This window comes from Pseudomonas sp. MF6396 (assembly GCF_002018915.1).
Taxonomy (GTDB): domain Bacteria; phylum Pseudomonadota; class Gammaproteobacteria; order Pseudomonadales; family Pseudomonadaceae; genus Aquipseudomonas; species Aquipseudomonas palmensis.
In genome coordinates, this window is the sequence record NZ_MVOK01000005.1 from 19,310 (window position 1) to 43,989 (window position 24,680).

The following is a 24,680-nucleotide window of genomic DNA, read 5'->3' on the forward strand; positions in this document are numbered from 1 at the left end:
GCTCCAGGAGCGGTGATGTTCAACAGCAAACTGAAACAAGAAAATGCCAGGCTGCGCGAAGAGCTGATGACCATGGAGCAGGTCAAGTGCAGCCTGGACAGCGAGATGCTGGTGCTGCAACTGGACCCCCAGGGCCGCATCGAAGCGGTCAACGGCAACTTCGAGAAAGAGATGCGCTACAGCAGCCAGCAGTTGCTGGGCCGCAACATCGAAGAGATCGTGCCGGCGCATGTAAAGCCGCTGGATTTCTACCAGCGCATGAAACAGGCGATCAACCGCGGCGAGCACCTCAACGGCGCGTTTCGCCTGCTGCGCGGCAACGGCGAGGAAGCCTGGCTGCGCTCGATCCTGCAGCCGGTCAAGGGCAGTGACGGGCGCCTGCGCTACTTCACCCTGCACTCCAGCGACCTGACCCGCACCATCGAGACGTCACGCGAGCACGAGAGCCTGATCAAGGCCCTGATGCGCTCCACGGCAGTGATCGAGTTCAACCTCAACGGCGAGGTGCTGGCTGCCAACGACCGCTTCCTCAAGACCATGGGCTATTCCCTGGAGCAGGTGCGCGGCAAGCACCACCGCATGTTCTGCGAGCCGGAAGAGTACAACTCGGCGCATTACCAGCAGTTCTGGGAAAAACTGCGCCGTGGCGAGTTCGTGGCCGAGCGCTTCAAGCGCATCGATGCCCATGGCCGCGTGGTCTGGCTGGAGGCGTCGTACAACCCGATCATCGACGCCCATGACGTGCTGTACAAGGTGGTCAAGTTCGCCACCGTGATCACCGACCAGGTCAACCAGGAAGCGGCGGTGGCCCACGCCGCCGACATCGCCTACACCACGTCCCTGGACACCGACTCCAGTGCACGTCGCGCCACCGAGGTGGTGACTCAGACGGTCGAGGTCATGCGCGGCCTGGAGACGTACATGCAGCAGGCCGCCGACGGCATCGAGGCGCTGGACAAGCAGTCCCAGGTGATCGGTTCGATCATCAAGACCATCAGCGACATTGCCGGGCAGACCAACCTGCTGGCGCTCAATGCGGCCATCGAAGCCGCGCGTGCCGGCGAGCAGGGCCGGGGTTTTGCGGTGGTGGCCGACGAGGTGCGGCAACTGGCCTCGCGCACCAGCACCGCCACCGAGGAAATCGCCCGGGTGGTGCAGCAGAACGCCCAGTTGGCCAAGGCGGCGGTCGACATCATCGACAACAGCAAGCGCCAGGCCGAAGAGGGCCTGTCGCTGGCCGGGCAGACCGGTACGGTGATCGTCGAGATTCAGGACGGGGCGCAGAAGGTGGTGGACGCGGTCGGCCAGTTCTCCAACCAGCTGGCGCCCTGACGGCGCGGTGGCGGCGGCCTTGCACCGTCGCCACCGTCGCCCCGGCAACCGTCAGCCGCGTTCGCGTACCCAGAACAGCGTGGCACCGGCGATGGCGGCAGGCATCATCACGATGTTCACGAACGGGATCAGCAGCACCAGGTACACCGAGCCGCCAAAGCCCAGGCTCTGCCAGCGCTTGGCGCGCAGCCAGGCGAGCATGTCCTGCCAGCTCATCTTGTTGTTGTCTGCCGGGTAGTCGATGTACTGGATGGCCATCATCCAGACACCGAACAGCAGCCACAGCGGCGCGGCCACGATGTTGACCACCGGGATCCACGACAGGATGAACAGCGCCAGGGCGCGCGGCACGAAGTAGCCCAGCTTGCGCAGTTCGCGGCTCAGGGTGCGCGGCACCATGGCGGCCAGTTCGCCCCAGCTGAAGGCCGGGAACGGGTCGGTGCCACGTACCACCACCTCGACCTTTTCGGCCAGAAAACCGTTGAACGGTGCCGCGATGATGTTGGCCAGCATGGTGAAGGTGAAGAACACCATCAGCACCACCAGCACCACGAACAGCGGCCACAGCACATAGTTGAGAAAGCTCAGCCAGCCCGGCAGGGTCGGAATCAGCGAGTCCACCCACAGGCTGAACTGGTGACCGGCAAAATAGATCAGGCCCACGAACAGCAGCAGGTTGACCGCCAGCGGCAGCAGTACGAACAGGCGCAGGCCCGGGCTCAGGACCAGTTTCAGGCCCTCGCGCAGGTATTGGGGGCCGGACAGGACAGGGGCTTGCATAAAAGGCTCCGAGCGGTGGTAAACGCGCCGACCTTACCGAGTTTGACGCCTGGGCGAAAGCGCGGCGAAATGCGCGCAACCCCCGGTAACAAAACCCTGTCGATCATTTAATAGGCAAAGCGGCCGGTGCTCGGCAGGTGAATAGAGGTCGTCTATAAGGTGGATTGTCTAAGGATATTTCCTTAATCTCTGCCTCCTCGTTACAGTCGCACCAATTTCACGGTTTCCAGAACCTGCGGCCAATAGCCTTCCCCAAGTGCTTCGCGGGTTCTTTTTTATTCCAGCCGGTGCCCCCGGCGTCATGTGGCTGGCTCGCCAGCTCGACAGGAGCGTTTCATGTCTGAAGTTCGTCATTCGCGAGTGATCATTCTCGGTTCCGGCCCTGCCGGTTACAGCGCCGCCGTGTACGCGGCCCGTGCCAACCTCAAGCCGCTGCTGATCACCGGCATGCAGGCTGGCGGCCAGCTGACCACCACCACCGAAGTCGACAACTGGCCGGGCGATGCACATGGCCTGACCGGCCCTGCGCTGATGCAGCGTATGCAGGAGCATGCCGAGCGTTTCGAGACCGAAGTGGTGTTCGACCACATCAACGCCGTGGACCTGGCCAACAAGCCGTTCACCCTCAAGGGCGACAGCGCCACCTACACCTGCGACGCACTGATCATCGCCACCGGCGCCAGCGCGCGCTACCTGGGCCTGCCGTCGGAAGAGGCGTTCATGGGCAAGGGCGTTTCGGCCTGCGCGACCTGTGACGGGTTCTTCTACCGCAACAAGCCGGTGGCCGTGGTCGGTGGTGGCAACACTGCCGTCGAGGAAGCCCTGTACCTGGCCAACATCGCCAGCAAGGTGACCCTGGTGCACCGCCGCGAGACCTTCCGCGCCGAGAAGATCCTGATCGACAAGCTGCACGCCCGCGTGGCCGAAGGCAAGATCGAGCTCAAGCTCAACGCCACCCTGGACGAAGTGCTGGGCGACAACATGGGTGTGACCGGTGCGCGCCTGAAGAACAACGACGGCAGCTTCGATGAAGTGAAGGTCGACGGCGTGTTCATCGCCATCGGTCACACCCCCAACACCTCGCTGTTCGAAGGCCAGCTGGCGCTCAAGGATGGCTACATGGTGGTCAACGGCGGGCGTGACGGCAATGCCACCGCCACCAGCATCGAGGGCGTATTCGCCGCCGGCGACGTGGCCGACCACGTGTATCGCCAGGCAATCACCTCGGCCGGTGCCGGCTGCATGGCGGCACTGGATGTCGAGCGTTACCTGGACGGCCTGCAGAACGCTTCGTTCTGAGGACTGTTGGGGCTGCTTCGCAGCCCTTCGCGGGTCAAGCCCGCTCCCACAGGGATCACTGCTGTCCTTGTGGGAGCGGGCTTGACCCGCGATGCTTTCAAAGGCTCAGGCGCATCGACAGGTCCACTGCCTTCACATCCTTGGTCATTGCCCCGATCGAGATGTAGTCCACCCCCGTCTCGGCAATTGCGCGCAACGTGCTTTCGCTGATCCCGCCGCTGGCTTCCAGCTTGGCCTTGCCGGCATTGAGGCGCACCGCCTCGCGCATTTCGTCCAGGTTCAGCTCGTCGAGCATGACGATGTCGGCCCCGGCCTCCAGCGCCTGCTGCAGTTCATCCAGGCTCTCCACCTCGATTTCCACCGGCTTGCCCGGCGCAATGCGGCGCGCCGCAGCGATCGCTTCGGCAATCCCGCCGCTGGCGGCAATGTGGTTTTCCTTGATCAGAAACGCGTCGTACAGGCCGATGCGATGATTGTGGCAGCCGCCGCAGGTCACTGCGTACTTCTGCGCCAGGCGCAGGCCCGGCAGGGTCTTGCGCGTATCCAGCAGCTTGACCTGGGTATCGGTCACCAGGTCGGCCAGGTGCCGCGCATGGGTGGCCACCCCCGACAGCAGCTGCAAAAAGTTCAGCGCGCTGCGCTCGCCGGTCAGCAGCGAGCGGGCCGGCCCTTCCAGGTGGAACAGTGCCTGATTGGCCGTGGCCCGGTCGCCGTCCTTGACCTGCCAGTGCACCGCCACCCGCGGGTCGAGCTGACGAAACACCGCGTCCACCCAGGCCGTGCCGCTGATCACGCAGTCGTCGCGGGTAATGATGGTGGCCTTGGCCAGGCGCTCGGCAGGAATCAGCTGGGCGGTGATGTCGCCGCTGCCGACATCCTCGAGCAACGCACGGCGCACGTTGGCTTCGATTTCGGCGGTCAGGTCGGCGAGGCGTAGATTCGGCATGGTGGGCTCCACAAGCTAGGTGGCCGCGATTATAGGGCAGCCCGGGGCGGGCGTGCAGCAATCCGCCTTTGGTCGCAGCAAATGAGCATTTGCGCCCCATGGCGGTCTATCCACAGGCTGGCCGAAACGTACTGCACAGTTCGCTGGCAGGCCGCGCGTTTTTGCCAGATAATGCGCGCCTTGTAATTGGCGTCATGACTTTGACAGCCATTCAATCCACTTCGTAGCCAACCCAGCAAGGAGACCGGGATGCCCAATGACGGGAAGGTGGTGCCGTTCAAGGCGGCCACCGATCAGGCGTCACGCACGCCGTTCGCTCGTCTGCCGGTCATCCTGCTGCAAGTGCGCGACAAGGCAGCGCAGCACCTGCGCCAGGCGCTGCAGGGGCTGTTCGACAACGCCGACGACACGCTCTTCGAAATGGCCGACACGGCCGCCGACAACCATGACCGCAGCCTGTTCTTCGAAGCGATGCGCGACCTGCGCCTCAAGCGCAAGAGCATCGAGCGTGCCTTCCTCGACCTGTTCTATGACGCCTTCATCGATATTGCCGGCAACGACCCGACCGCGCCGTTGGCGCGCCGTGGCTACGACAGGCAGGCGCTGATGGCCGACGATGCGCGTGAGCGGGCCCAGGCCGTGGAGACGATGGTGGCCCGCGTGGCCACGCGTGACGGTTTCGCCCTCGGCCAGCTGACCCTGCGCATGAACAGCCTGATCAGCCAGCGCCTGGACGATCACGCCAACCCGCTGGGGCCGGCGCTGCTGTGCGAGTACTTTCTGCAGGCCGGGCGCAGCCTGGGCGTGGGCATCAAGGTCAAGCTGATACTGCTCAAGCTGTTCGAGCGTTACGTGCTGTGCGACGTCGGCCAGTTGTACGGCGAAGCCAACCAGCTGTTGAGCGCCACCGGGATCCTGCCCGACCTCAAGAGCGCGCCGGGCTGGCGCACCCCGGCGGCCGAACCGGCACACCCGGCCGGCGATCCGGAGGTCAAGCCAGCCCCGCTGACGGCCGATGCCGGGGCGCAGGCCGCCTTCGCCTCGCTGCAGGTGCTGTTGTCCCCGGTGCGCGGTCGGGTGGCCCCGCGCCTGGAGCCCTATGACCGGGTGCAGCCGATCAGCAGGCAGGATCTGCTGCGCCTGCTCTCGCACCTGCAGCAGTTCGTGCCGGCAGCGGGGGAGGTGCAGGACTTCGACCTGCGCCACCAGCTGGAGCAGCTGCTGACCCGGGCCAGCGTGCAAAGCGGCAAGTACCGCAGGGTCGAGGTGATCGATGAGGATGTGATCAACCTGATCGCCATGCTCTTCGACTTCATCCTCGGCGATCGCAACCTGCCGCATTCGCTGCGCCAGTTGATCGCACGCCTGCAGATCCCGATGCTCAAGGTGGCGCTGCTCGACAAGAGCTTCTTCAGCCGCGCCACCCACCCGGCGCGCCGCCTGCTCGACGAGATTGCCGCAGTGGCGATGGGCTGGGGCGCGCGTGATGACGTGCAGCGCGACGAGCTGTACATGCGGGTCGAGGCCATCGTGCAGCGCCTGCTCACCGATTTTGCCGACGACCCGCAGATCTTCGCCGAGCTGCTGGCCGAGTTCCTTGCTTTCAGTGCCGATGAGCGCCGCCGTACCGAGTTGCTCGAACAGCGCACCCGCGATGCCGAAGAGGGCCGGGCACGCACCGTGCTGGCGCGCCAGCAGGTTGAAAGCGAACTCAACCTGCGCCTGCTCGGCAAGTGCCTGCCGCAAGGCGTGGTACGGGTGATCGAGCAGGCCTGGAGCCAGGTGCTGCTGCTGGCCTGCCTCAAGCATGGGCGGGGTTCGACCCAGTGGCAGGACGCGCTGGCCAACATGGACCTGTTGCTCTGGAGCGTCGAGTCACACACAGGCGACGACCGTGCACGGCTGCTGGAGCAGGTGCCGGGCCTGCTCAAGGCCCTGCGCGAGGGGTTGACCCGGGTTGCCTACGACCCCTTTGCCACCAGCGAGTTCTTCGCCCAGCTCGAAGCGCTGCACCTGCAGGCTGTGGAAGGGGCAGGGCACCCCGGCCAGGCGCGTATCGAGCGGGTGCTGGTGCGTGATCGGATCGTGCTGCTGGGGCCGGAGTCGGTGGCGGCGGGCGGGCTGTGCTCCAGCCTGCCCGACGACGACCCGGCGCTGCACCAGGTGCGCGATCTGCGCCCGGGGGCCTGGATCGAGCTGCGCGACGAGGATGACGAGCCGGTGCGCGGCAAGCTGATCGCGATCATCGACAGCACCCACACCTATGTGTTCGTCGACCGTACCGGGCGCAAGCTGCGCGAATGGTCGCAGCAGGGGCTTGCCGGGGCGTTGAGCCAGGGCCAGGTACGCCTGCTCGATGCCACCCAGCTGTTCGAACGTGCACTGGGTTCGGTGGTCAGCCAACTGCGCCAGCGTCAACCCTGAGCGCCCGCACTTTTTAACGATACAACCTTCGATTCCTCGGGGCATACTGCGCCAGAGCCTTCATGCTTCAGGATCTTCTATGCAACTTGACCACGCTACTGGCTGGGTCGCTGGCGTCACCCATTGCCCTTCCCCCAACTTCAACGCGCGCCCCGAGGGCGAAGCCATCAGCCTGCTGGTGATCCACAACATCAGCCTGCCGCCCGGGCAGTTCGGCACCGGCAAGGTGCAGGCGTTCTTCCAGAACCGCCTGCCCATCGCCGAGCATGCGTTTTTCGAGCAGATCAAGGACCTGCGTGTATCGGCGCACTTTCTGATCGAGCGTGACGGCAGGGTTACCCAGTTCGTCTCGTGCCTGGACCGGGCCTGGCATGCCGGGGTATCGCGCTTCGAGGGCCGCGAGGGCTGCAACGACTTTTCCGTGGGCATCGAACTCGAAGGCACCGATCAGACGCCGTTCACAGACGCCCAGTACACTGCCCTGCAACACTTGACCCTGCAACTGCAGGCTGCCTGGCCCATCGCGGGGCGAATCCGCGGCCACAGCGACATTGCGCCGGGGCGCAAGACCGACCCGGGGCCGGCGTTCGACTGGGAACGCTATCGCGCCAGCCTGCACGTCAACGAGGACAGATCATGAGTTTTCTGGTGTTACTGCTGGTGCTGTGGGTCGAGAAGTTCTCGGCGCTGCGCCAGCGCCTGCAACGCGACGGCTTTTTTCTCACCGAACTGGCCCGCCTGGAGCGCAGGCCCAAGGCCGACCCCTGGTGGGTGCTTGGCATTCTGGTGCTGTTGCCGGTGGCGGTACTGGCGCTGCTGCTGCACGTGCTCGACCCGGTCGCCTATGGTCTGCTGGCCCTGCCGGTGCACCTGCTGGTGCTGATCTACAGCCTGGGCCGGGGCGATGTGAAGGCGGCGCTGGGGCCGTTTCGCGATGCCTGGCGACGCGGCGATGAACAGGCGGCCGTGCACGTGGCCGAGCGCGACCTGGGGGTGACGGCCGACGACAGCCAGGGCCTGATCCAGAAGGTGCAGGGGCACCTGCTGTGGCAGGCCTACCAGAGCTTCTTTGCGGTGATCTTCTGGTATGTGCTGCTGGGCCCGGCTGCAGCGCTGGCTTACCGGCTGCTGGCGCTGACGGGCGAGCGGGCCGGCAACCCGGCGGTACAGGAACGCGCCCGGCAGTTGCGCCACGCCTTCGACTGGGCGCCGGTGCGGGTACTGGCTGCCAGTTTTGCACTGGTGGGCAACTTTGTGGCGGTCAGCCGCATGATGCTGCACGAACTGCTCAACTGGCACATCGGTGCGCCGCGCCTGGTGGAGCAGGCGGGCACGGCAGCGGCGGAGATTCCCGCCGACGTCGAGGCCGGCCCGCAAGGCCTGACCGGGCTCGACAGCCTGTGGGAACTGCTGCTGCGTGCCGCAGTGCTCTGGTACGCGGGCTTTGCCCTGTGGACCGTGCTCGGCTGACTCACAACGTGTAAACGGGCTGCCGCAACGGCGGCTCGTTCCTACAGGCCGCCGCGACTGGTGGTTAACCTTAAGTTACAAAACTTCCCTTCGATATGCGCTATACAGAGGCTGCTGACGATCGCCAGTGGCCTAGTGCTATTGCGCAGAAAACAATAAGAAATCGAAAGGAGACGACCCTTGAAGCGCCTCTTGTATCCGGCAATCGCATTGATGAACCGGCTGAGCTTCGGCATGAAGTTCAGCCTGATCAGCGTGCTGTTCTTTCTGCCCATGCTGGTCACCAATTTCTATCTGGTGCGCGACGCCTATGCCAAGTTCCACGCCACCCGTGTGGAGCTGCACAGCCTCGGCCTGCTGAGCGAGAGCCTGGCCGTGCGCGGTGATCTGGAGAGCCTGGGCAATCTGGTGCAGATCAACGCGGTGCTGGGGCAGTCCGGCAAGGCCGACGACCTGGAGGCGCGCATCGATGCGCTGGAACAGCAGGTGGCAAAGCGCGTGGCCGCGCTGGCCCCGATGACCGAGGACCCGGCCCAGGTGCAGGCCTTCACCGCCCGGCGCGACGAGTTGCTGGCAGGGCTCGAGGCGGCGCGAGCCGACTCCTCGTTGCAGACCCGTGCAGCCCTGTACGACGCCCTGCTGGCGCAGGCGCAGCTGCTTGGCAAGCTGGTGGTCAGCCAGTCGGGCCTTGGCCAGGACAGCGATGCCGGCGTGCGCCAGATGGGCGAGCTGCTGACCACGGTCACCGCCCAGGTCACCCAGACCCTGGGTGAAGGCCGCGCAATCGGGGCTTACTCGCTGGGCCAGGGGTTTCTCAACTCATCGGCCAGTACCCGTTTCGAAGAACTGCTCAAAAGCCTCGACAAGCTGTCGGCCGACTACGCCATTCGCCTGCAGGACGCCCTGGGCGACGAGCCGCGGCTGGCCAGCCAGGCCGCCAGCAGCCAGGCGTCGCTCAAGCAGGCCAGCGAGCTGCTCGAAGACCAGGTGGTGATGGCCGATACCCTCGATGCGCCGTGGCCGGCGTTCTACCAGCAGGTCAGCGGCCTGATCGAGCAGACCTACCTGCTCAATGGCGCCACCCTGCAGGTACTCGAACAGCAGTTGCAGGCGCGCCTGGGCGACTACCGCCAGCACATGGTGTTGCTGGTGCTGGCCCTGGCGGCGGTGTTCATGCTGATCGGCTACCTGTATGGCGGCTTCTATGCCTCCACCCGCAGCACCCTGCGTACCCTGGGCAAGGTGATGGACAAGGTGGCCGGTGGCGACATGACGGTGACCTTCCAGGCCCGCAGTCGCGACGAGCTGGGCGAGCTGGGCGAGGTGTTCAACACCACGGTGCGGCGCATCCATGACCTGATCGAGCGGGTCGGGCAGACGGTGGCCGAGGTGGAACACCAGGCCGAGCAGGTGCATGCGGTATCGGCGCGCAGCAACCAGGCGGTGAGCGGCCAGCGTGGGCAGATCGAGCAGGTGGCCACGGCCATGAACCAGATGTCGGCCACTGCCCAGGAAGTGGCTCGCAGCGCTGCGGCAGCCGTGAACAGCGCCCACGGGGTCAACCGCGGGACGGTCAGCGGGCGCGGGCTGGTGGAGTCGCAGCAGGGCAGCATTGCCGGGCTGGCGGCCGAAATCGACCAGTCGGTGGGGGTGATCAACCAGCTGGTCAGCGACAGCCAGCAGATCAGCCAGGTGCTGGAGGTGATCAAGAGCATCGCCGGGCAGACCAACCTGCTGGCGCTCAACGCCGCCATCGAGGCGGCGCGGGCCGGGGAGCAGGGGCGTGGCTTCGCGGTGGTGGCCGACGAGGTACGCACGCTGGCCAAGCGCACGCAGCAGTCGACCGAGGAAATCGACCAGATGATCTCACGCCTGCAGGGTGGGGTGGAGGCGGCGGTGCGGGCGATGGACAGCAGTCACCAGATGGCGGCGGGCACCGTGGGGCAGTCGCAGCAGGTGCAGCAGGCGCTGGTCAACATTCTGGGGGCGATGGGCAGCATCGTGGAGCAGAACCAGCAGATTGCGGCGGCGGTGGAGCAGCAGACGGCGGTGGCGCATGACATCGACCTGAACATCGTGCAGATCAACCGCGCGGCCGAGCACACCACCGAGGGCGCGCACCAGACCGAAGATGCGAGCCGGCAGCTGTCGGCGCAGGTGATGGAGTTGAAGCAGTTGATCGGGGCGTTCAGGGTCTGAGCGAGGGCTGGGCCCTTCGCCGGCAAGGCGCAGGGGCGGTATTACCAGCCAAACAGCTCGCAGGCATTGCGCGTGCTGGCCTCGGCCAGCACCTGGGGCGCAACCCCCATCACCTCAGCCAGTGCCACGGCAATCTGCGGCAGGTGCACAGGGCTGTTGCGCACCCCGGCGTACATCGCCGGGGCCATGTCCGGCGAGTCGGTCTCCAGCACCACGCCGTCCAGCCCCAGGCGTGGCAGCACCTTGCGCAGGCGCAGCGCCTGGGGCCAGGTGGCCGCACCGCCCAGCCCCAGCCTGAACCCGAGGCGGCGGTACTCGCGGGCCTCCTCGTAGCTGCCGGCAAACGCATGCACGATGCCGCCACGCGCCAGCTTGAAGCGCTTGAGCCGGGCGATCACGTCGGCATGGCTGCGCCGTACATGCAGCAGCGCCGGCAGGTCGAAGTCCACCGCCAGCTGCAACTGGGCCTCGAACAGCGCCTGCTGGCGCTCGCGGTCCAGCTCGGCCACGTAGTAGTCCAGGCCGAACTCGCCCACCGCGCACAGCTGCCGGTCCCCACGCAGGCGGCTCAGCCAGTCGCCCAGCGCCAGCAGGTGTTCCGGGCGATGCTGTTCCAGGTACACCGGGTGCAGGCCGAACGCCGCATACAGCTGCGGATCGCTCTTGACCAGCTCCCATACCCGCTGCCAGTTGTCCTGGTACACCCCCAGCACCACCATGCGCTCGACCCCGGCGCGGCGCGCCTGCCCCAGCACTTCGCTGCGGTCGGCATCGAAGTCGGGAAAGTCCAGGTGGGTGTGGGTGTCTACCAGGCGCATGGTCAGGCCTTGAAGAGGCGTTGCTTGAAGGTGCGCGCCACTGCGTGCACACCCGGCGTGTAGTGCTGCTTCTCCACCGCCTCCAGCGCCAGGCGCAGGGCGGTTTCGGCCATCAGGCCGTGCTGCTGGGCCATGGCGTTGACCGGCAGGGGCAGGAAGTCCAGCAACTGGTTGTCACCGAAGGTGCCCAGGTGCAGGCTGCGCGATGCTGGCGGGCGGGTCTGCAGCACATCGAACACGCCTTGCAGCAGTACATAGGAGGTGGTCACCAGTGCGTCGGGCAGGCGCCCCAGGTCGGCCAGCAGCTCGCTCATCAGGCGGCGCCCGCACTCGCGGCTGAAGGCTTCGCCCTGGTGCTGGCTGGCCCGTCCGTCGAAGCCTTGCAGGGCCTGGTCGAAACCACGTGCGCGAGCGCGGCTGACGCTCAGCTCCGGGCGTGCGCCAATCAGTGCGATATGCGCCGGGGCGCTGTCGAGCAGGCTGCGGGTCAGGTGCAGGCTGGCATGCTCGTCGTCGCTGACCACCGAGCAGAACTGCGCCGGGTCCAGGCTGCGGTCGATACCGATGATCGGCAGGCCGTTGGCCTGCAGCGTGCGGTAGCTGTCGTCGTCTTCGGGCAGGCAGCTGGCGACGAACAGGGCGTCGCAGCGCCGTGCGCGAAACAGCTGCTGCAACTGGCGCTCGCTGTCGGGCTGGTCGTCGCTGCTGGCGATCAGCAGCTGGTAGCCCTGGGCCCTTGCGCCTTGCTCCAGTTGCTTGGCGATGCGCGCATAGCTGGGGTTTTCCAGGTCTGGCAGGATGAAGCCAAGGGTGCGCGTGTGACGGCTGCGCAGCCCGGCCGCTTGCGGGTTGGGCGTGAAGCCATGGGCCTCGACCACCGCACGCACACGCTCTACCGTGCTGCTGCTGATGCGTTGCTGTTCGGCCTTGCCATTGATGACATAACTGGCAGTGGTAACGGACACACCGGCCAGACGGGCGATATCGCTGAGTTTCACCGAATTTTCCTTGTTATTACCGGGGTTGGCTGCAGAGCCTGACCGGGTATTGTCGCCGATTGCGAAGCATCGGCGCAGACGACCATTGTCGCAATTGTCCGACAAAATGGGGCTTTCATTGTTCGCAGGTTATCGAGTAACGTGCACGCTATTCTAGGTTAAACGATTCAGCAGGCGATTTTTCTGCCGTGGCCTTCGCCTGCGCCCGGCCCTGCGACGTGTCGGGTGCTGCTAAATTCACAACAATACCTCGGCGCCGGCCCGGCGCTGCAAAGGAGAGGTTCATGCTCGAGCTCACCATAGAGCAGATTTCCATGGGCCAGTCGGCCGTGGACAAGACCGCCGCGCTGCAGCTGCTGGCCGAGCGCCTGGTGGCCGACGGGCTGGTGGCCGAGGGCTACCTGGCCGGGCTGCAGGCGCGTGAAGCGCAGGGCTCGACCTTTCTCGGCCAGGGCATCGCCATCCCCCACGGTACCCCGCAGACCCGCGAGCTGGTGCATGCCACCGGCGTGCGCCTGTTGCAGTTCCCCGAGGGCGTGGACTGGGGTGACGGGCAGATCGTGTACCTGGCCATCGGCATCGCCGCGCGCTCCGACGAGCACCTGCGCCTGCTGCAATTGCTCACCCGCGCGCTGGGCGAGACCGACCTGGCCCAGGCGCTGCGCCGGGCCGGCAGCGCCGAGGCGTTGCTCAAGCTGCTGCAGGGTGCGCCGCAGGAGCTGGCACTGGATGCACAGATGATCGGCCTGGGTGTGCCCGCCGAGGATTTCGAAGAGCTGGTATGGCGTGGCGCCCGCCTGCTGCGCCGCGCCGATTGCGCCGGCAATGGCTTTGCCGCCGTGCTGCAGCAGGTCGAGGCGCTGCCCCTGGGCGATGGCCTGTGGTGGCTGCACAGCGAGCAGACCGTGCGCAAGCCGGGCCTGGCGTTCGTCACCCCGCAGCAGCCGCTGCGCTACCTGGGCCAGCCGCTCAACGGCCTGTTCTGCCTGGCCAGCCTGGGCGCGGCGCACCAGGCCCTGCTCGAACGCCTGTGTACCCTGCTGATCGAAGGTCGGGCGCAGGAGCTGTTTCGCGCTACCAGCAGCCGTGCGGTGCTGGAGGTGCTGGGCGGCGAGCTGCCGGCCGACTGGCCCAGCGTTCGCGTCGGCCTGGCCAATGCCCACGGCCTGCATGCGCGCCCGGCCAAGGAGCTGGCGCAACTTGCCAAGGCGTTCGAGGGCGAGGTGCGCGTGCGCGTGGTCGACAGCGGCGAGGCCGCCGTGTCGGTCAAGAGCCTGAGCAAGTTGTTGAGCCTGGGCGCACGCCGTGGCCAGGTACTGGAGTTCATCGCCGAGCCGAGCGTGGCCGACAGCGCGCTGCCGGCGTTGCTGGCGGCGGTGCAGGCCGGCCTGGGCGAAGCGGTCGAGGCGCTGGCACCGGTGAGCGAGGTAGCGGCGCCCCAGGTGCTCGAGCCGGTGCTGAGCGCGCCGCAGCCGGGCACGCAGGTCCAGGGCGTGGCCGCATCGCCGGGCATCGCCTGCGGCCCGGCGCATGTGCAGGTGCTGCGCCATTTCGACTACCCGCTGCGGGGCGAGTCGCCGGTGATCGAGCGCGACCGCCTGCAACGTGCCCTGGCCGCCGTGGCCAGTGAGCTCGAAGCGCTGATCCGGCGCAGCCCGGCCAAGGCCATCCGCGAGATCTTCGTCACTCACCAGGAAATGCTCAGCGATCCGGGGCTGGGCGATGAAGTCGAGCTGCGCCTGCTCCAGGGCGAAAGCGCCCCAGCGGCCTGGATGACCGTGATCGAGGCCGCAGCGCGGCAGCAGGAGGCCTTGCACGACGCCCTGCTGGCCGAACGCGCCGCCGACCTGCGCGACGTGGGCCGCCGTGTGCTGGCCACCCTGTGCGGGGCCGCCGAGGTGGCGGAGCCGCAACAGCCCTATGTGCTGGTGATGGACGAAGTCGGCCCGTCCGATGTGGCGCGCCTCGATCCGGCGCGGGTGGCCGGGATTCTCACCGCACGGGGTGGCGCCACCGCGCACAGCGCGATCGTGGCGCGGGCATTGGGCATCCCGGCGGTGGTGGGGGCCGGCGCGGCGGTGCTGCTGATCGCCGCCGGCACCGAGCTGTTGCTGGACGGCCAGCGTGGGCGCCTGACCGTGGCCCCGGCGGCGGACGAGCTGCAGCGCGCCCTGGCCGAGCGCGAACAGCGCGAACAGCGCCTGCAGGCGGCCCGGGCGCGTCGCCTGGAACCTGCCGTGACCCGCGACGGGCATGCCGTGGAAGTGTTCGCCAACATCGGTGAAAGCGCGGGTATCGAACAGGTGATCGACCTGGGCGCGGAAGGCATCGGCCTGCTGCGCACCGAGCTGATCTTCATGGCCCATCCACAGGTGCCCGACGAGGCCACCCAGGAAGCCGAGTACCGCCGTGTGCTCGACGGCCTGCAGGGCCGGCCGCTGGTGGTGCGCACCCTGGATGTGGGCGGCGACAAGCCGTTGCCCTACTGGCCCATCGCCAAGGAGGAAAACCCGTTTCTGGGGGTACGCGGCATTCGCCTGACCCTGCAACGGCCGCAGGTCATGGAAAGCCAGTTGCGCGCCCTGTTGCGCGCGGCGGGCGAGCGACCGCTGCGCATCATGTTCCCGATGGTCGGGCAGGTGGAGGAGTGGCGCCAGGCCCGAGCAATGGTCGAGCGCCTGCGCCAGGAGATACCGGTCGGCGACCTGCAGGTGGGCATCATGATCGAGGTGCCTTCGGCCGCGCTGCTGGCACCGGTGCTGGCGCCGGAGGTGGACTTCTTCAGTGTCGGCACCAACGACCTGACCCAGTACACCCTGGCCATCGACCGCGGCCACCCGAGCCTGTCGGCCCAGGCCGATGGCCTGCACCCGGCGGTGCTGCAGCTGATCGACATCACCGTGCGCGCCGCACATGCCCACGGCAAGTGGGTGGGCATCTGCGGTGAACTGGCCGCCGACCCCCAGGCGGTGGCGGTGCTGGTGGGGCTGGGCGTGGATGAACTGAGCGTGGCGGCGCGCAGCATTGCCGAGGTCAAGGCGGTGGTGCGCGAACTGAATTTTGAACAGGCCCGGCAACTGGCGCGTGATGCGCTGGTGCAGGGCAGTGCCGCCGATGTGCGCGCACGGGTGGAGATGCATTGATGGCACGGATACTCACACTGACCCTCAACCCGGCGCTGGACCTCACCGTCAGCCTCGCCACCCTGCAGCCCGGCGCGGTCAACCGCAGCCACGCGCAGCACAGCCACGCGGCGGGCAAGGGCCTGAACGTGGCGCAGGTGCTGGCCGACCTGGGGCATTCGGTGACGGTGGGCGGCTTCCTGGGCCAGGACAACCTGCAGCCCTTCGAGGCCCTGATGGCCCGTCGCGGCTTTGCCGATTGCTTCGTGCGGGTGCCCGGCGAAACCCGCAGCAACCTCAAGCTGGTGGAGGGCGATGGCCGGGTTACCGATATCAACGGCGTGGGCCCGCAGGTCGACGAACACGCCCAGGGCGAGCTGCTGGCGCGCCTGCAGCACCTGGCCAGCGGGTATGACGCGGTGGTGGTGGCCGGCAGCCTGCCGCCGGGTGTGAGCCCGCAGTGGCTGCAGATGCTGCTGGCGTGGTTCAAGTCGCTGGGCCTGAAGGTGATCCTGGACAGCAGTGGTGCGGCCTTGATCGCCGGGCTCAAGAGCGCGCCGTGGCTGGTCAAGCCCAATACCGACGAACTGGCCGAAGCGCTGGGCCGCCCGCTGCACAGCATTGCCGAGCAGCAGGCCGCTGCCCGCCAGTTGATCGACCAGGGCGTCGAGCATGTGGTGGTGTCCCAGGGCGAGCAGGGGGTGATCTGGTTCCGGCGCGACGGCGCCCTGCAGGCGCTGCCGCCCCAGGTGATGGTGGCCAGCACGGTGGGCGCGGGCGATTCGTTGCTGGCCGGCATGCTGCACGGCCTGCTCAATGCCGAGCCTGCCGCGCAGACCTTGCGCCGCGCCACCGCGATTGCCGCCCAGGCCGTGACCCAGATCGGCTTCGGCATCGGCGACCGCGTGCAACTGGCGCAGCTCGAAGATGCCGTCCGGGTGCAGATTCCCCACGCTCGACAAGAGGGTGAACAATGAAGATCGCCATCGTCACCGCCTGCCCCAACGGCCAGGTGTCCAGCCTGCTCAGCGCGCGCCTGCTGGATGCGGCCGCGCAGCGCCAGGGCTGGAGCACCAGTGTCGAGGTGCACGATCCCGACCATCCCGAGCGCCAGCTTTCGCCGGCAGTGATCGCCGCCGCCGACTGGGTGCTGGTGATCAGCACCGGCCCGTTCGACCTGCAGCGCTTTGCCGGCAAACGCCTGTTCCAGAGCACTCCGGCCCAGGCCCTGCAGGATGTGGAGAGCTTTCTGCGCCTGGCCGCCGAACAGGCCCAGGTGCACCACCCCGAAGCCGTGGCGCCTGCGCCGGCCGCAGCGGGGGCGGTGAAGAAGATCGTTGCGGTCACTGCCTGCCCCACCGGGGTGGCGCACACCTTCATGGCCGCCGAAGCCTTGCAGCAGGCGGCGCGGCAACTGGGTTATCAACTGGCCGTCGAAACCCAGGGCTCGGTGGGGGCACGCACCCCGCTGAGCGCCGCGGCCATCGCCGAAGCCGACGTGGTACTGCTGGCCGCCGATATCGAAGTGCCCACCGAGCGCTTCGCCGGCAAGCGCATCTACCGCTGTGGCACCGGCGTGGCCCTCAAGCAGGCCCAGGCCACCTTGAACAGGGCGCTGGCCGAAGGTCGCGAAGAGCGTGCCGCCGGCAGCGCCGGCACCGCACCTGCACGCAGTGAAAGGGCTGGGGTGTACAAGCACCTGCTGACCGGGGTGTCGTTCATGTTGCCGATGGTGGTGGCAGGCGGGTTGCTGATCGCCCTGGCATACATGTTCGGGCTCGATGCCTACAAGGAGCCGGGCACCCTGGCCGCCGCCCTGCGCCAGATCGGCGAAGACGCCGCATTCAAGCTGATGGTGCCGCTGCTGGCCGGCTACATCGCCTATTCGATTGCCGACCGCCCGGGCCTGGCGCCGGGCATGATCGGCGGGCTGCTCGCCAGTTCGCTGGGCGCCGGCTTCATCGGCGGCATCGTCGCAGGCTTCGTGGCCGGCTACGCGGCCAAGGCGATCAGCCACTGGGTCCGCCTGCCCAGCAGCCTGGAGAGTCTCAAGCCGATCCTGATCATCCCGCTGCTGGCCAGCCTGTTCACCGGCCTGGTGATGATCTACGTGGTGGGCAAGCCGGTGGCCGGCATGCTCGATGGCCTGACGCATTTTCTCGACAGCATGGGCACTGCCAACGCGGTGCTGCTGGGCATACTGCTCGGCGCCATGATGTGCGTGGACCTGGGCGGGCCGGTGAACAAGGCCGCCTATGCCTTCTCGGTGGGCCTGCTGGCCAACCAGAGCATGGCGCCGATGGCCGCGACCATGGCCGCCGGCATGGTGCCGCCGATCGGCCTGGGCATCGCTACCTTCCTGGCGCGACGCAAGTTCGCCCAGAGCGAGCGCGAGGCCGGCAAGGCGGCGCTGGTGCTGGGCATGTGCTTCATTTCGGAGGGGGCGATCCCGTTCGCGGCCAAGGACCCGCTGCGGGTGATCCCCGCCAGCGTGGTCGGCGGTGCACTGACCGGCGCGCTGTCGATGTATTTCGGTTGCAAGCTGATGTCGCCCCACGGCGGGCTGTTCGTGATGCTGATTCCGAACGCGATCAACCACGCCCTGCTGTACCTGCTGGCCATCGCCGCCGGCAGCCTGCTGACCGCTGTGGTGTACGCGGTGCTCAAGCGCAGGGACGTGGCCGAGCTGGCACTGGAGCCGGCCAAGGTCTGATCAGGGGCGTGGGCGCGGGTGCTTCTTGCGCAGCGGTTCGAGCAGGTCGGCCAGGCCGTTGTGGTCGACCTCGTGCATCAGCGCCAGCAGCCCGCCCAGTTCGCCCTTGGGAAAGCCTTGGCGGGCGAACCAGTTGAGGTAGTGGCCGGGCAGGTCGGCGATCAGCCGGCCCTGGTACTTGCCATAGGGCATTTCGCGGGTGACCAGCAGTTCGAGTGTCTCGGGAGTCATGGGCTCGGCGCAGCAGTGCAGGAAAGGCCCGACAATACATGCAATCTGCACGAGACCAAAGGTCCGTTCATGCAAAACGCTGCTTGGGGAAGGTTCAAAATTTTTATAAGTTGTTGATTTTAAAAGATTTAATTTTTAAAGAAAAGCTGGCATGAACACTGCTCCTGTACTACGCAACCACCCTCATGCAAAGGAGCACTGTCATGACCAACGTGAACAAAGACGTTATTTCGGTTCTGAACAACCTCATCGAGTACAGCAAGGATGGCGAGAAGGGCTTCAAGACTTCTGCCGAGGATGCCAAGAACCCGGACCTGAAGGCGTTCTTCCTGCAGCGTGAAGGCGAATGCCGTAGCGCCGCCGCAGATCTGCAGCAGCACGTGCGTTCCCTGGGCGGCGACCCGGAAACCACCACCAGCCTCAGCGGTGACATGCACCGCGCCTGGGTCAACCTCAAGTCTTCGCTGACCAGCAACGACGACAAGGCGGTGCTGGAAGAAGTGGAGCGCGGTGAAGACCACGCCCTCAAAGCCTACAAGGATGCCCTGGAAAAACTGGCCAAGCTGAATGTACCGGCAGGTGACCCGGCATATGCCCTGGTCGAGCGCCAGTACCATGGCGTGCAGCGCAACCATGACCAGGTCAAGGTGCTGCGCGACGCGGCCCGCGCACGTTCCTAACCGGCGTACACCTCTACCCGGTTGCGCCCGTTGCGCTTGGCGCAATACAGCGCATCGTCCGCACAGCCCAGCAAGGTCGAAAGATCCTGCTGGGCTTCTGGCGTCTGCAGGCCCACGCCAATGCTGACGGTCACCGGGTGCTGGTCGTCGCCGAACGGCGGCAGTGCCTCGACGCTGCTGCGGATACGTTCGGCCAGGGTCAGCACGCCGTTGAGGTCGGTCTCGGGCACGATGACCAGAAACTCCTCCCCGCCATATCGCGCAGCCAGGTCCGCCGGGCGGCGGATGCTGTGCGCGATCGTCGTCGCCACCTGGCGTAGCGCTTCGTCCCCGCCCTGGTGACCGTGGCGTTCATTGAACGCCTTGAAGTGGTCCACATCCACCATCAGTACCGCCAGCGGCCGCTGGCTGCGCTGGGCACGTGCCCATTCGCGGCGCAGTACCTGGTCGAGCTGACGACGGTTGGCCAGCCCCGTGAGGCTGTCGGTGGCTGCCAGTTCGGCCAGGCCCTGCTCGGCGCTGTGGCGCCTGCGCAATTCGCGCCCCAGCAGCAACGACAGCCAGAGGATGCCGATGCACAACAGGCCGGTAGCGATACTGACCACCAGTGCGGTACGCCGCCACGAGCCATAGACCTCGTCGGTGGACAAGGCCACCACCACCAACAGCGGCAGGTCGTCCACCCGTGAAAAGGTGTACAGGCGATGCTTGCCGTCCAGGCTCGAACGCGCAGTGAAGCTGCCGTTGCCCTGGGCCATTGCGCGCTTGAAGTTGGGTTGCTCGGACAGGTCGGCGCCGATCAGCGGGTCGCTGGGCAGCGAAGGGTGGCGGGCGAGCATCACGCCGTCGCTGTTGAACAGGTTGACGCTGCTGTCGCGGCCGATGTCCAGGCGCTGGAACAGCTCGCTGAAGTAGGCCAGGCGCAGGGCGCCTGACGCGATACCGGCGAAGGCCCCATCGGCATCGTTGATGCGCCGGCTGAAACTGATGCACCAGTCCAACTCGCCCAGGCGTGCCTTGAATGGCGGGCTGATGACCAGGCCCAGGCCGGGGTTGTCGCGATGGGCCTGGAACACCCTGCTGTCGGCAAAGTTGGCGCTGCGTGGCACCACGCTGGTGGAGTCGGCCGCCACGTTGCCGTTGCGGTCCAGCCACAGGATGTCGCCGCGTAACGGCACGGTGAAGGCCTGGTTGAACAGCAGTTGCTGGCGCAGCGGCGCGGCCACGCTGGCCAGCTCAGGGCGCTGGATGGCCCAGATCAGTCCGTGCAGCGACAGGTCGTAGAGCTCGACGTTGCGCACGATGTCGGTGTCGATCAACTGCACGATATTGCTGGCCGAGCGTGCGGCCGCCTGGCCCACGTTGGCTTTTTCGCGTACCAGCAGGAAAGTCACGATGGTGATGATGGCCAGAACCGCCAGGCAACTGCCCAGGTTAAGGATCAACTCCGGATGAGTCCTGTACAGGGTCGGGCGCTGGGGCGGAAGGCGCGAAGGCATGATGGAGGTGATTCGTACCGCTGTCGTTGAAAGGGCAGGTGCGAGGCGGCGGTATTCTAGGCGGGTGCAGATTGTCGGACAAGCTGTTGCTGGTGCCGATTGATGTACGGCATCTTGGGGCTATTTGCAGGAAAAGAGCCTGCATCCTGCAAGCTCTTTGGCGCATGGCGGTGGGATCAGAAGACGTTGAGCGGGTATTCGACGATCACGCGGTATTCGTCCACATCGTTGTCGACCTGGGCGTAGCCCTGGCTGCCACGGTGCGAGGCCCAGCGCAGCAGCACGCTGAGGTCCTTGAGGGAGCCTTGCTGGAAGACGTAGGCCAGGTCCATGTCGCGTTCCCAGTGGCGCGCATTGTCGCCGTCGGCGCTGTACCAGTTGCTGTAGCCGGCGCTGGCCGGGTCGACCTTGCTCAGGTCCAGCTTGCCGCGCGAGTACGACACGGCGGTGGTCAGGCCGGGCATGCCGACGCCGGCGAAGTCATAGGCGTACTTGAGTTTCCACGAACGCTCGCCAGGCCCGTTGAAGTCCGAGTACATCTGCGAGTTGTCCAGGTACACGCTGTCGCCCAGGGTGATGTAGTCGAACGGCGTGTTGCCGTTGACCCGCTGGTACACCGCAGTGACGGTGTGGTTACCCACGCCGAGCGCCAGATGCAGGCTGTAGGTGTTGTTGTCGATGCTGCCCAGCAGCGCATCGCCGGTGTCCTGGGTGTGGTAATAGTGCAGGCCGGGGTTGAGGCTGACGCCGTCGGCGAGCTGCCAGGTGTAGTCCAGGTCCAGGTAGTACTGGTTCCACACGTCCTTGAGTTCGGCGGCGTACAGGCTGCTGGTAAAACCTTCGACCGGTGCCCAGGCTGCGCCGGCCCAGTTCAGGTGACGGCTTTCGCGGTCATCTGGCAGGTTGCCGTAGGTAGCGCCGATGCGCTTGTGGCCGCTCTGGTTGTAGAGCTTGGTGAAGCTGGCCTGGCCGCCTTCCAGTTGCAGCCCGTCGATGCTGTTGTTGGTCAGGCTGACGCCGCGGAAGGTCTGCGGCAGCATGCGCGTTTCGCCACCGGCGATCACCGGGTTGGTCAGGAACAGGTCGCCGGCACGCAGTACGGTGTCGAAGGCCTTGAGCTTGATGGCAGCGCCGGCATTGGAGAACGAATCCGGGGCCTTGCCCAGTTCGCCATCGTCCTTGTAGTGGTAGGGCAGGATGCTCGAACCCGCCGTACCGCCACCGCCGTCGAGCTTGAGGCCGAGCATGGCATGGGCATCCAGACCAAAGCCCACGGTGCCCTGGGTGAACCCGGACTCGAACTTGCCGATGAAGCCCTGGCCCCATTCACGGTTGTCGTGGTTGCCGCGCTGCAGCTGGTTGCGGTTGAGGTAGTAGTTGCGGCTGAGCACGTCGAGGTGCGCACCTTCGACGAAGCCTTCGGCCTCGTCGGCCTGGGCGTGCAGGGGCATCGTTGCAGCCAGCGCAACGAACAGCGGGGTCAAGCGAAACGCGTGGATCACCGGTGTGGACTCCTTGAGGTGAGGGATGCAGCTTTTTATTGTGCGAAGCGGTGTTTTCTTGTGAGGACACATCTCTGGCCGCAGAACCTTTTGTCCAGGCCAAAAAAAAGCCGCTGATAGCAGCGGCTTTGAAAGACGGCCACGCAGGCGAACACGTCGCCAGCGCAGCAGTCGAGGGAATAGGAGAGAGGCAGAGGCAGCGTATCAGCTGTCTTTGTCGGCACTCGCAGAACCTTTGGACGCGGTCTGCTCCAGGTTTTTGGCGTGGTCCTGCTGCTGGGCGAGGGCTTCGCGGCCTTGCTGCGCGGCAGCGGCGCGGGCGGCGTACTGCGCCACGAAAGCAGGGGACTCCTCGGCCATGGCCAGGGGCGAGAGCAATACGGACGACAGGACGAAAATACTGGCAATACCCATACTGTTGGACATTTGAAGCTACCTTCTTGCATAGCAAGCTATCTATTTGGTGTGGGTACGATAGTCCTCGGTGGGGGGTTGAAACAGAGGGGATTGGGCAATGCACTGTTGCATTTCGGGCAACAGTCGAGCGCAGCGTTGGCCCATCGCGGGTCAAGCCCGCTCCCACAGGGTGTTCGCTGGCCCTTGTAGGAGCGGGCTTGACCCGCGATGGGGGCTTCAGGCCGGCAACAGAATCCCGAAGGTATTGGCCCCCGCCTGGCTGCGGGCAAACACGCTGCCGCCATGCATCAGCGCAATCGCCTTGACGATCGCCAGCCCCAGCCCATGGTTGCCCACGGCGCTGTTGCTGCGCGCGGCATCCACCCGGTAGAAGCGCTCGAACAGGCGAGGCAGGTGCACGGCCTCGATGGCCGGGCCCGGGTTGCTCACGGCAATGCATACCTGCTCGCCCTGACGCTCGATATGCACCTGGATCACCTGCTGGCGGGCCGTGTGCTGCACCGCATTGTTGAGCAGGTTGATCAGCGCCCGGCGCAACTGCGCCTTCTCGATGCGCGCCCGTGCATCGCCGCTGACCTGCACCCGTACCTGGGCGTCCTCGAGGATGTAGTCCAGGTAGTCCAGGGTGGTCGCCACTTCCTCGGCCAGCGAGCTGCTGGTCAGCGCTGTGGCCTTGTTGCCCTGGTCGGCACTGGCCAGGAACAGCATGTCGTTGACGATGCTGCGCAGCCGCTCCAGTTCCTCCAGGTTCGATTGCAGTACCTCGAAGTAATGTTCGGCGCTGCGACCGCGGGTCAGCGCCACCTGGGTCTGGCCGATCAGGTTGGTCAGGGGCGAGCGCAGCTCATGGGCCACGTCGGCATTGAACCCCTCCAGGCGTGAATAGGCCTGCTCGACCCGCTCCAGGGTGGCATTGAAGGTGCCGGCGAACTGTTGCAGCTCTGGCGGCAGGTCGGCCGCATACAGGCGTGCGCTCAGGTGCGGTGGCGCCAGTTGCTGGGCCTCGGCCGACAGCGCCCGCAGCGGCCGCAGGCCGATGCGGGCAGCCCAGTAGCCCAGGGCCGAGGCCAGCAGCACGCCGATCACCGCCAGGCTGATCAATGCCCCCAGCAGGGTGTGCTGGGTGTGCCAGAAGGTTTCGGTATCGATGCCGAGCAGAAAGCGCAGGGCAGGGCGCCGGTCCAGCGCCGGCAGCTCGCTCACCAGCACCTTGTACGGGTACGGCCGGCCCTCCATCTGCAGGTCGCGCATGCCCAGCGGGCCGGCGGCAAAGTCGCGTAGCGCGGCGTCGGGCTGGCCGTACTCGTAGTGCGCGTCGCCACTCACCACCCAGAAGCGGATACGCCGGTCTTCCTCGCTCAGCAGGTTGAGCTTGTTGGTGATCTTGGCCCAGTGCTCCCGGGTGCCATAGCGGGTCAGCGCCGATTCCAGCACGCTGTAGCGGGCGTCCAGTTCGGCCTCCGGCAGCAGGTCGAGGCTGCGGTCGACCTGTTTGTACAGGGCACCGCCGATCAGCAGGAACACGCCCAGCGCCACCAGGCTGAACAGCAGGCTCAGGCGCAGGGCGATGGAGTTAGTGCGCACGGCTTTCCAGTACATAGCCCATGCCTCGGATGGTGTGCAGCAGCTTGGTCTCGAACGGGCCGTCGAGCTTGGCGCGCAGGCGCTTGATGGCGACCTCCACCACGTTGGCGTCGCTGTCGAAGTTGATGTCCCACACCAGCTCGGCAATCGCGGTCTTGGACAGGATCTCGCCCTGGCGGCGCGCCAGCACGCTGAGCAGCGAGAACTCCTTGGCGGTCAGTTCCAGGCGCTGGCCGGCGCGGCTGGCCTTGCGGCTGATCAGGTCCACCCACAGGTCCGCGACCTGGATCTGCACCGGCTCGTGCCCGCCGCTGCGGCGGGTCAGCGCCTGCAGGCGCGCCACCAGTTCGAGGAACGAGAACGGCTTGCCCAGGTAGTCGTCGGCGCCTTCGCGCAGGCCGCGGATGCGGTCTTCGACGCGCTCGCGGGCGGTGAGCATGATCACCGGCGTCTGCTTGCGTGCACGCAGGGCGCGCAGTACGCCGTAGCCATCCAGGCCCGGCAGCATCACGTCGAGCACGATCACCGAGTAGTCGCCCTCGAGGGCCAGGTGCAGGCCCTCGATGCCGTCCGGGGCGAGGTCCACGGTAAAGCCTTGTTCGGTGAGGCCGCGATGCAGGTAGTCGGCGGTCTTCTGTTCGTCTTCGATAATCAGCACACGCATGG

20 protein-coding genes and 1 pseudogene are annotated in these 24,680 nt (G+C 66.5%); 11 read left to right on the plus strand and 10 right to left on the minus strand.

Features of this window, described 5'->3' with window-relative positions; genetic code table 11:
- Positions 1-105: 105 nt before the first annotated feature.
- Positions 106-789: pseudogene (locus MF6396_RS29425) on the plus strand (PAS domain-containing protein); the annotation flags it as partial.
- A gap of 132 nt (positions 790-921) precedes the next feature.
- Positions 922-1,332 (plus strand): methyl-accepting chemotaxis protein, encoded by a 411-nt coding sequence (locus tag MF6396_RS29430; protein WP_411269357.1) that lies wholly within the window; start codon positions 922-924, stop codon positions 1,330-1,332.
- Between the two features lie 51 nt (positions 1,333-1,383).
- Here the strand turns inward: MF6396_RS29430 and cysZ are convergent, their stop codons facing one another.
- Positions 1,384-2,112, minus strand: a complete 729-nt coding sequence (gene cysZ, locus MF6396_RS06260; RefSeq protein WP_054916276.1) for a sulfate transporter CysZ — start codon at positions 2,110-2,112, stop codon at positions 1,384-1,386.
- Positions 2,113-2,448: 336 nt separating this feature from the next.
- Between cysZ and trxB the strand changes: the two genes are divergently transcribed.
- Positions 2,449-3,411: a thioredoxin-disulfide reductase gene (gene trxB / locus MF6396_RS06265; RefSeq protein ID WP_043864378.1), complete on the plus strand. Its 963-nt coding sequence runs from the start codon at positions 2,449-2,451 to the stop codon at positions 3,409-3,411.
- A gap of 97 nt (positions 3,412-3,508) precedes the next feature.
- On the opposite strand, the gene nadC is transcribed toward trxB, so the two are convergent.
- Entirely contained in the window at positions 3,509-4,357 is an 849-nt protein-coding gene (gene nadC, locus MF6396_RS06270) for a carboxylating nicotinate-nucleotide diphosphorylase (RefSeq protein WP_054916277.1), read from the minus strand.
- Between the two features lie 249 nt (positions 4,358-4,606).
- On the opposite strand from nadC, the gene MF6396_RS06275 reads away from it, so the two are divergent.
- From MF6396_RS06275 to MF6396_RS06290, 4 genes are all read left to right on the plus strand, one after another.
- A complete protein-coding gene (locus MF6396_RS06275) occupies positions 4,607-6,781 on the plus strand; it encodes a DUF1631 domain-containing protein (protein WP_078479901.1) in 2,175 nt (724 codons plus the stop codon).
- A gap of 79 nt (positions 6,782-6,860) precedes the next feature.
- Complete coding sequence (gene ampD, locus MF6396_RS06280) at positions 6,861-7,421, plus strand: 1,6-anhydro-N-acetylmuramyl-L-alanine amidase AmpD (RefSeq protein WP_043864381.1); 561 nt, start codon at positions 6,861-6,863, stop codon at positions 7,419-7,421.
- A complete protein-coding gene (ampE, locus tag MF6396_RS06285) occupies positions 7,418-8,251 on the plus strand; it encodes a regulatory signaling modulator protein AmpE (protein WP_078479902.1) in 834 nt (277 codons plus the stop codon). The genes ampD and ampE overlap by 4 nt, the downstream gene beginning before the upstream one ends.
- 180 nt (positions 8,252-8,431) lie before the next feature.
- A complete protein-coding gene (locus tag MF6396_RS06290; protein ID WP_078479903.1) occupies positions 8,432-10,450 on the plus strand; it encodes a methyl-accepting chemotaxis protein in 2,019 nt (672 codons plus the stop codon).
- A gap of 41 nt (positions 10,451-10,491) precedes the next feature.
- On the opposite strand, the gene MF6396_RS06295 is transcribed toward MF6396_RS06290, so the two are convergent.
- Positions 10,492-11,268, minus strand: a complete 777-nt coding sequence (locus MF6396_RS06295) for a TatD family hydrolase (RefSeq protein ID WP_054916281.1) — start codon at positions 11,266-11,268, stop codon at positions 10,492-10,494.
- Between the two features lie 2 nt (positions 11,269-11,270).
- Positions 11,271-12,266 (minus strand): catabolite repressor/activator, encoded by a 996-nt coding sequence (gene cra / locus MF6396_RS06300; RefSeq protein WP_054916282.1) that lies wholly within the window; start codon positions 12,264-12,266, stop codon positions 11,271-11,273.
- A 284-nt stretch (positions 12,267-12,550) separates the two neighbouring features.
- On the opposite strand from cra, the gene ptsP reads away from it, so the two are divergent.
- Genes ptsP through MF6396_RS06315 form a run of 3 tightly spaced genes read left to right on the plus strand, consistent with a single transcriptional unit; the run spans position 12,551 to position 18,101 of the window.
- Entirely contained in the window at positions 12,551-15,409 is a 2,859-nt protein-coding gene (gene ptsP, locus MF6396_RS06305) for a phosphoenolpyruvate--protein phosphotransferase (RefSeq protein ID WP_078479904.1), read from the plus strand.
- A complete protein-coding gene (gene pfkB / locus MF6396_RS06310) occupies positions 15,409-16,365 on the plus strand; it encodes a 1-phosphofructokinase (protein WP_078479905.1) in 957 nt (318 codons plus the stop codon). Before ptsP ends, pfkB begins: the two co-directional genes overlap by 1 nt.
- Positions 16,362-18,101: a PTS fructose-like transporter subunit IIB gene (locus MF6396_RS06315; protein WP_078479906.1), complete on the plus strand. Its 1,740-nt coding sequence runs from the start codon at positions 16,362-16,364 to the stop codon at positions 18,099-18,101. The genes pfkB and MF6396_RS06315 overlap by 4 nt, the downstream gene beginning before the upstream one ends.
- Here MF6396_RS06315 and MF6396_RS06320 read toward each other — a convergent pair whose 3' ends face one another.
- Positions 18,102-18,332, minus strand: coding sequence for a DUF3820 family protein (locus MF6396_RS06320; protein WP_043864478.1), 231 nt, complete (start codon positions 18,330-18,332; stop codon positions 18,102-18,104).
- A 203-nt stretch (positions 18,333-18,535) separates the two neighbouring features.
- Here MF6396_RS06320 and MF6396_RS06325 point away from each other — a divergent pair, with 203 nt between their 5' ends.
- Positions 18,536-19,012 (plus strand): PA2169 family four-helix-bundle protein, encoded by a 477-nt coding sequence (locus tag MF6396_RS06325; RefSeq protein ID WP_078479907.1) that lies wholly within the window; start codon positions 18,536-18,538, stop codon positions 19,010-19,012.
- On the opposite strand, the gene MF6396_RS06330 is transcribed toward MF6396_RS06325, so the two are convergent.
- The 5 genes from MF6396_RS06330 to MF6396_RS06350 all read right to left on the minus strand — a co-directional run bounded on the left by MF6396_RS06330 (position 19,009) and on the right by MF6396_RS06350 (position 24,678).
- Positions 19,009-20,511, minus strand: coding sequence for a GGDEF domain-containing protein (locus MF6396_RS06330; RefSeq protein ID WP_043864390.1), 1,503 nt, complete (start codon positions 20,509-20,511; stop codon positions 19,009-19,011). The genes MF6396_RS06325 and MF6396_RS06330 overlap by 4 nt on opposite strands.
- A 176-nt stretch (positions 20,512-20,687) precedes the next feature.
- Positions 20,688-21,962, minus strand: coding sequence for an OprD family porin (locus tag MF6396_RS06335; RefSeq protein WP_231390716.1), 1,275 nt, complete (start codon positions 21,960-21,962; stop codon positions 20,688-20,690).
- Between the two features lie 255 nt (positions 21,963-22,217).
- Positions 22,218-22,439 (minus strand): hypothetical protein, encoded by a 222-nt coding sequence (locus MF6396_RS06340; RefSeq protein WP_043864392.1) that lies wholly within the window; start codon positions 22,437-22,439, stop codon positions 22,218-22,220.
- A gap of 207 nt (positions 22,440-22,646) precedes the next feature.
- On the minus strand, positions 22,647-24,029 hold the full coding sequence (locus MF6396_RS06345) for a heavy metal sensor histidine kinase (protein WP_078479909.1): 1,383 nt from the start codon (positions 24,027-24,029) through the stop codon (positions 22,647-22,649).
- Positions 24,004-24,678, minus strand: coding sequence for a heavy metal response regulator transcription factor (locus MF6396_RS06350; protein ID WP_043864394.1), 675 nt, complete (start codon positions 24,676-24,678; stop codon positions 24,004-24,006). The genes MF6396_RS06345 and MF6396_RS06350 overlap by 26 nt, the downstream gene beginning before the upstream one ends.
- Positions 24,679-24,680: the final 2 nt, after the last annotated feature.

Excerpts from the sequence above, each read along its gene's own strand:
- cysZ (WP_054916276.1), bottom strand. The coding sequence starts at position 2,112 with ATGCAAGCCCCTGTCCTGTCCGGCCCCCAATACCTGCGCGAGGGCCTG.
- MF6396_RS06315 (WP_078479906.1), top strand. The coding sequence starts at position 16,362 with ATGAAGATCGCCATCGTCACCGCCTGCCCCAACGGCCAGGTGTCCAGC.
- MF6396_RS06275 (WP_078479901.1), top strand. The coding sequence starts at position 4,607 with ATGCCCAATGACGGGAAGGTGGTGCCGTTCAAGGCGGCCACCGATCAG.
- MF6396_RS29430 (WP_411269357.1), top strand. The coding sequence starts at position 922 with ATGCAGCAGGCCGCCGACGGCATCGAGGCGCTGGACAAGCAGTCCCAG.
- MF6396_RS06335 (WP_231390716.1), bottom strand. The coding sequence starts at position 21,962 with ATGCCCCTGCACGCCCAGGCCGACGAGGCCGAAGGCTTCGTCGAAGGT.
- nadC (WP_054916277.1), bottom strand. The coding sequence starts at position 4,357 with ATGCCGAATCTACGCCTCGCCGACCTGACCGCCGAAATCGAAGCCAAC.
- ampE (WP_078479902.1), top strand. The coding sequence starts at position 7,418 with ATGAGTTTTCTGGTGTTACTGCTGGTGCTGTGGGTCGAGAAGTTCTCG.
- MF6396_RS06295 (WP_054916281.1), bottom strand. The coding sequence starts at position 11,268 with ATGCGCCTGGTAGACACCCACACCCACCTGGACTTTCCCGACTTCGAT.
- MF6396_RS06320 (WP_043864478.1), bottom strand. The coding sequence starts at position 18,332 with ATGACTCCCGAGACACTCGAACTGCTGGTCACCCGCGAAATGCCCTAT.
- pfkB (WP_078479905.1), top strand. The coding sequence starts at position 15,409 with ATGGCACGGATACTCACACTGACCCTCAACCCGGCGCTGGACCTCACC.
- MF6396_RS06340 (WP_043864392.1), bottom strand. The coding sequence starts at position 22,439 with ATGTCCAACAGTATGGGTATTGCCAGTATTTTCGTCCTGTCGTCCGTA.
- MF6396_RS06350 (WP_043864394.1), bottom strand. The coding sequence starts at position 24,678 with ATGCGTGTGCTGATTATCGAAGACGAACAGAAGACCGCCGACTACCTG.
- ptsP (WP_078479904.1), top strand. The coding sequence starts at position 12,551 with ATGCTCGAGCTCACCATAGAGCAGATTTCCATGGGCCAGTCGGCCGTG.
- ampD (WP_043864381.1), top strand. The coding sequence starts at position 6,861 with ATGCAACTTGACCACGCTACTGGCTGGGTCGCTGGCGTCACCCATTGC.
- MF6396_RS06345 (WP_078479909.1), bottom strand. The coding sequence starts at position 24,029 with ATGTACTGGAAAGCCGTGCGCACTAACTCCATCGCCCTGCGCCTGAGC.
- MF6396_RS06330 (WP_043864390.1), bottom strand. The coding sequence starts at position 20,511 with ATGCCTTCGCGCCTTCCGCCCCAGCGCCCGACCCTGTACAGGACTCAT.
- MF6396_RS06325 (WP_078479907.1), top strand. The coding sequence starts at position 18,536 with ATGACCAACGTGAACAAAGACGTTATTTCGGTTCTGAACAACCTCATC.
- trxB (WP_043864378.1), top strand. The coding sequence starts at position 2,449 with ATGTCTGAAGTTCGTCATTCGCGAGTGATCATTCTCGGTTCCGGCCCT.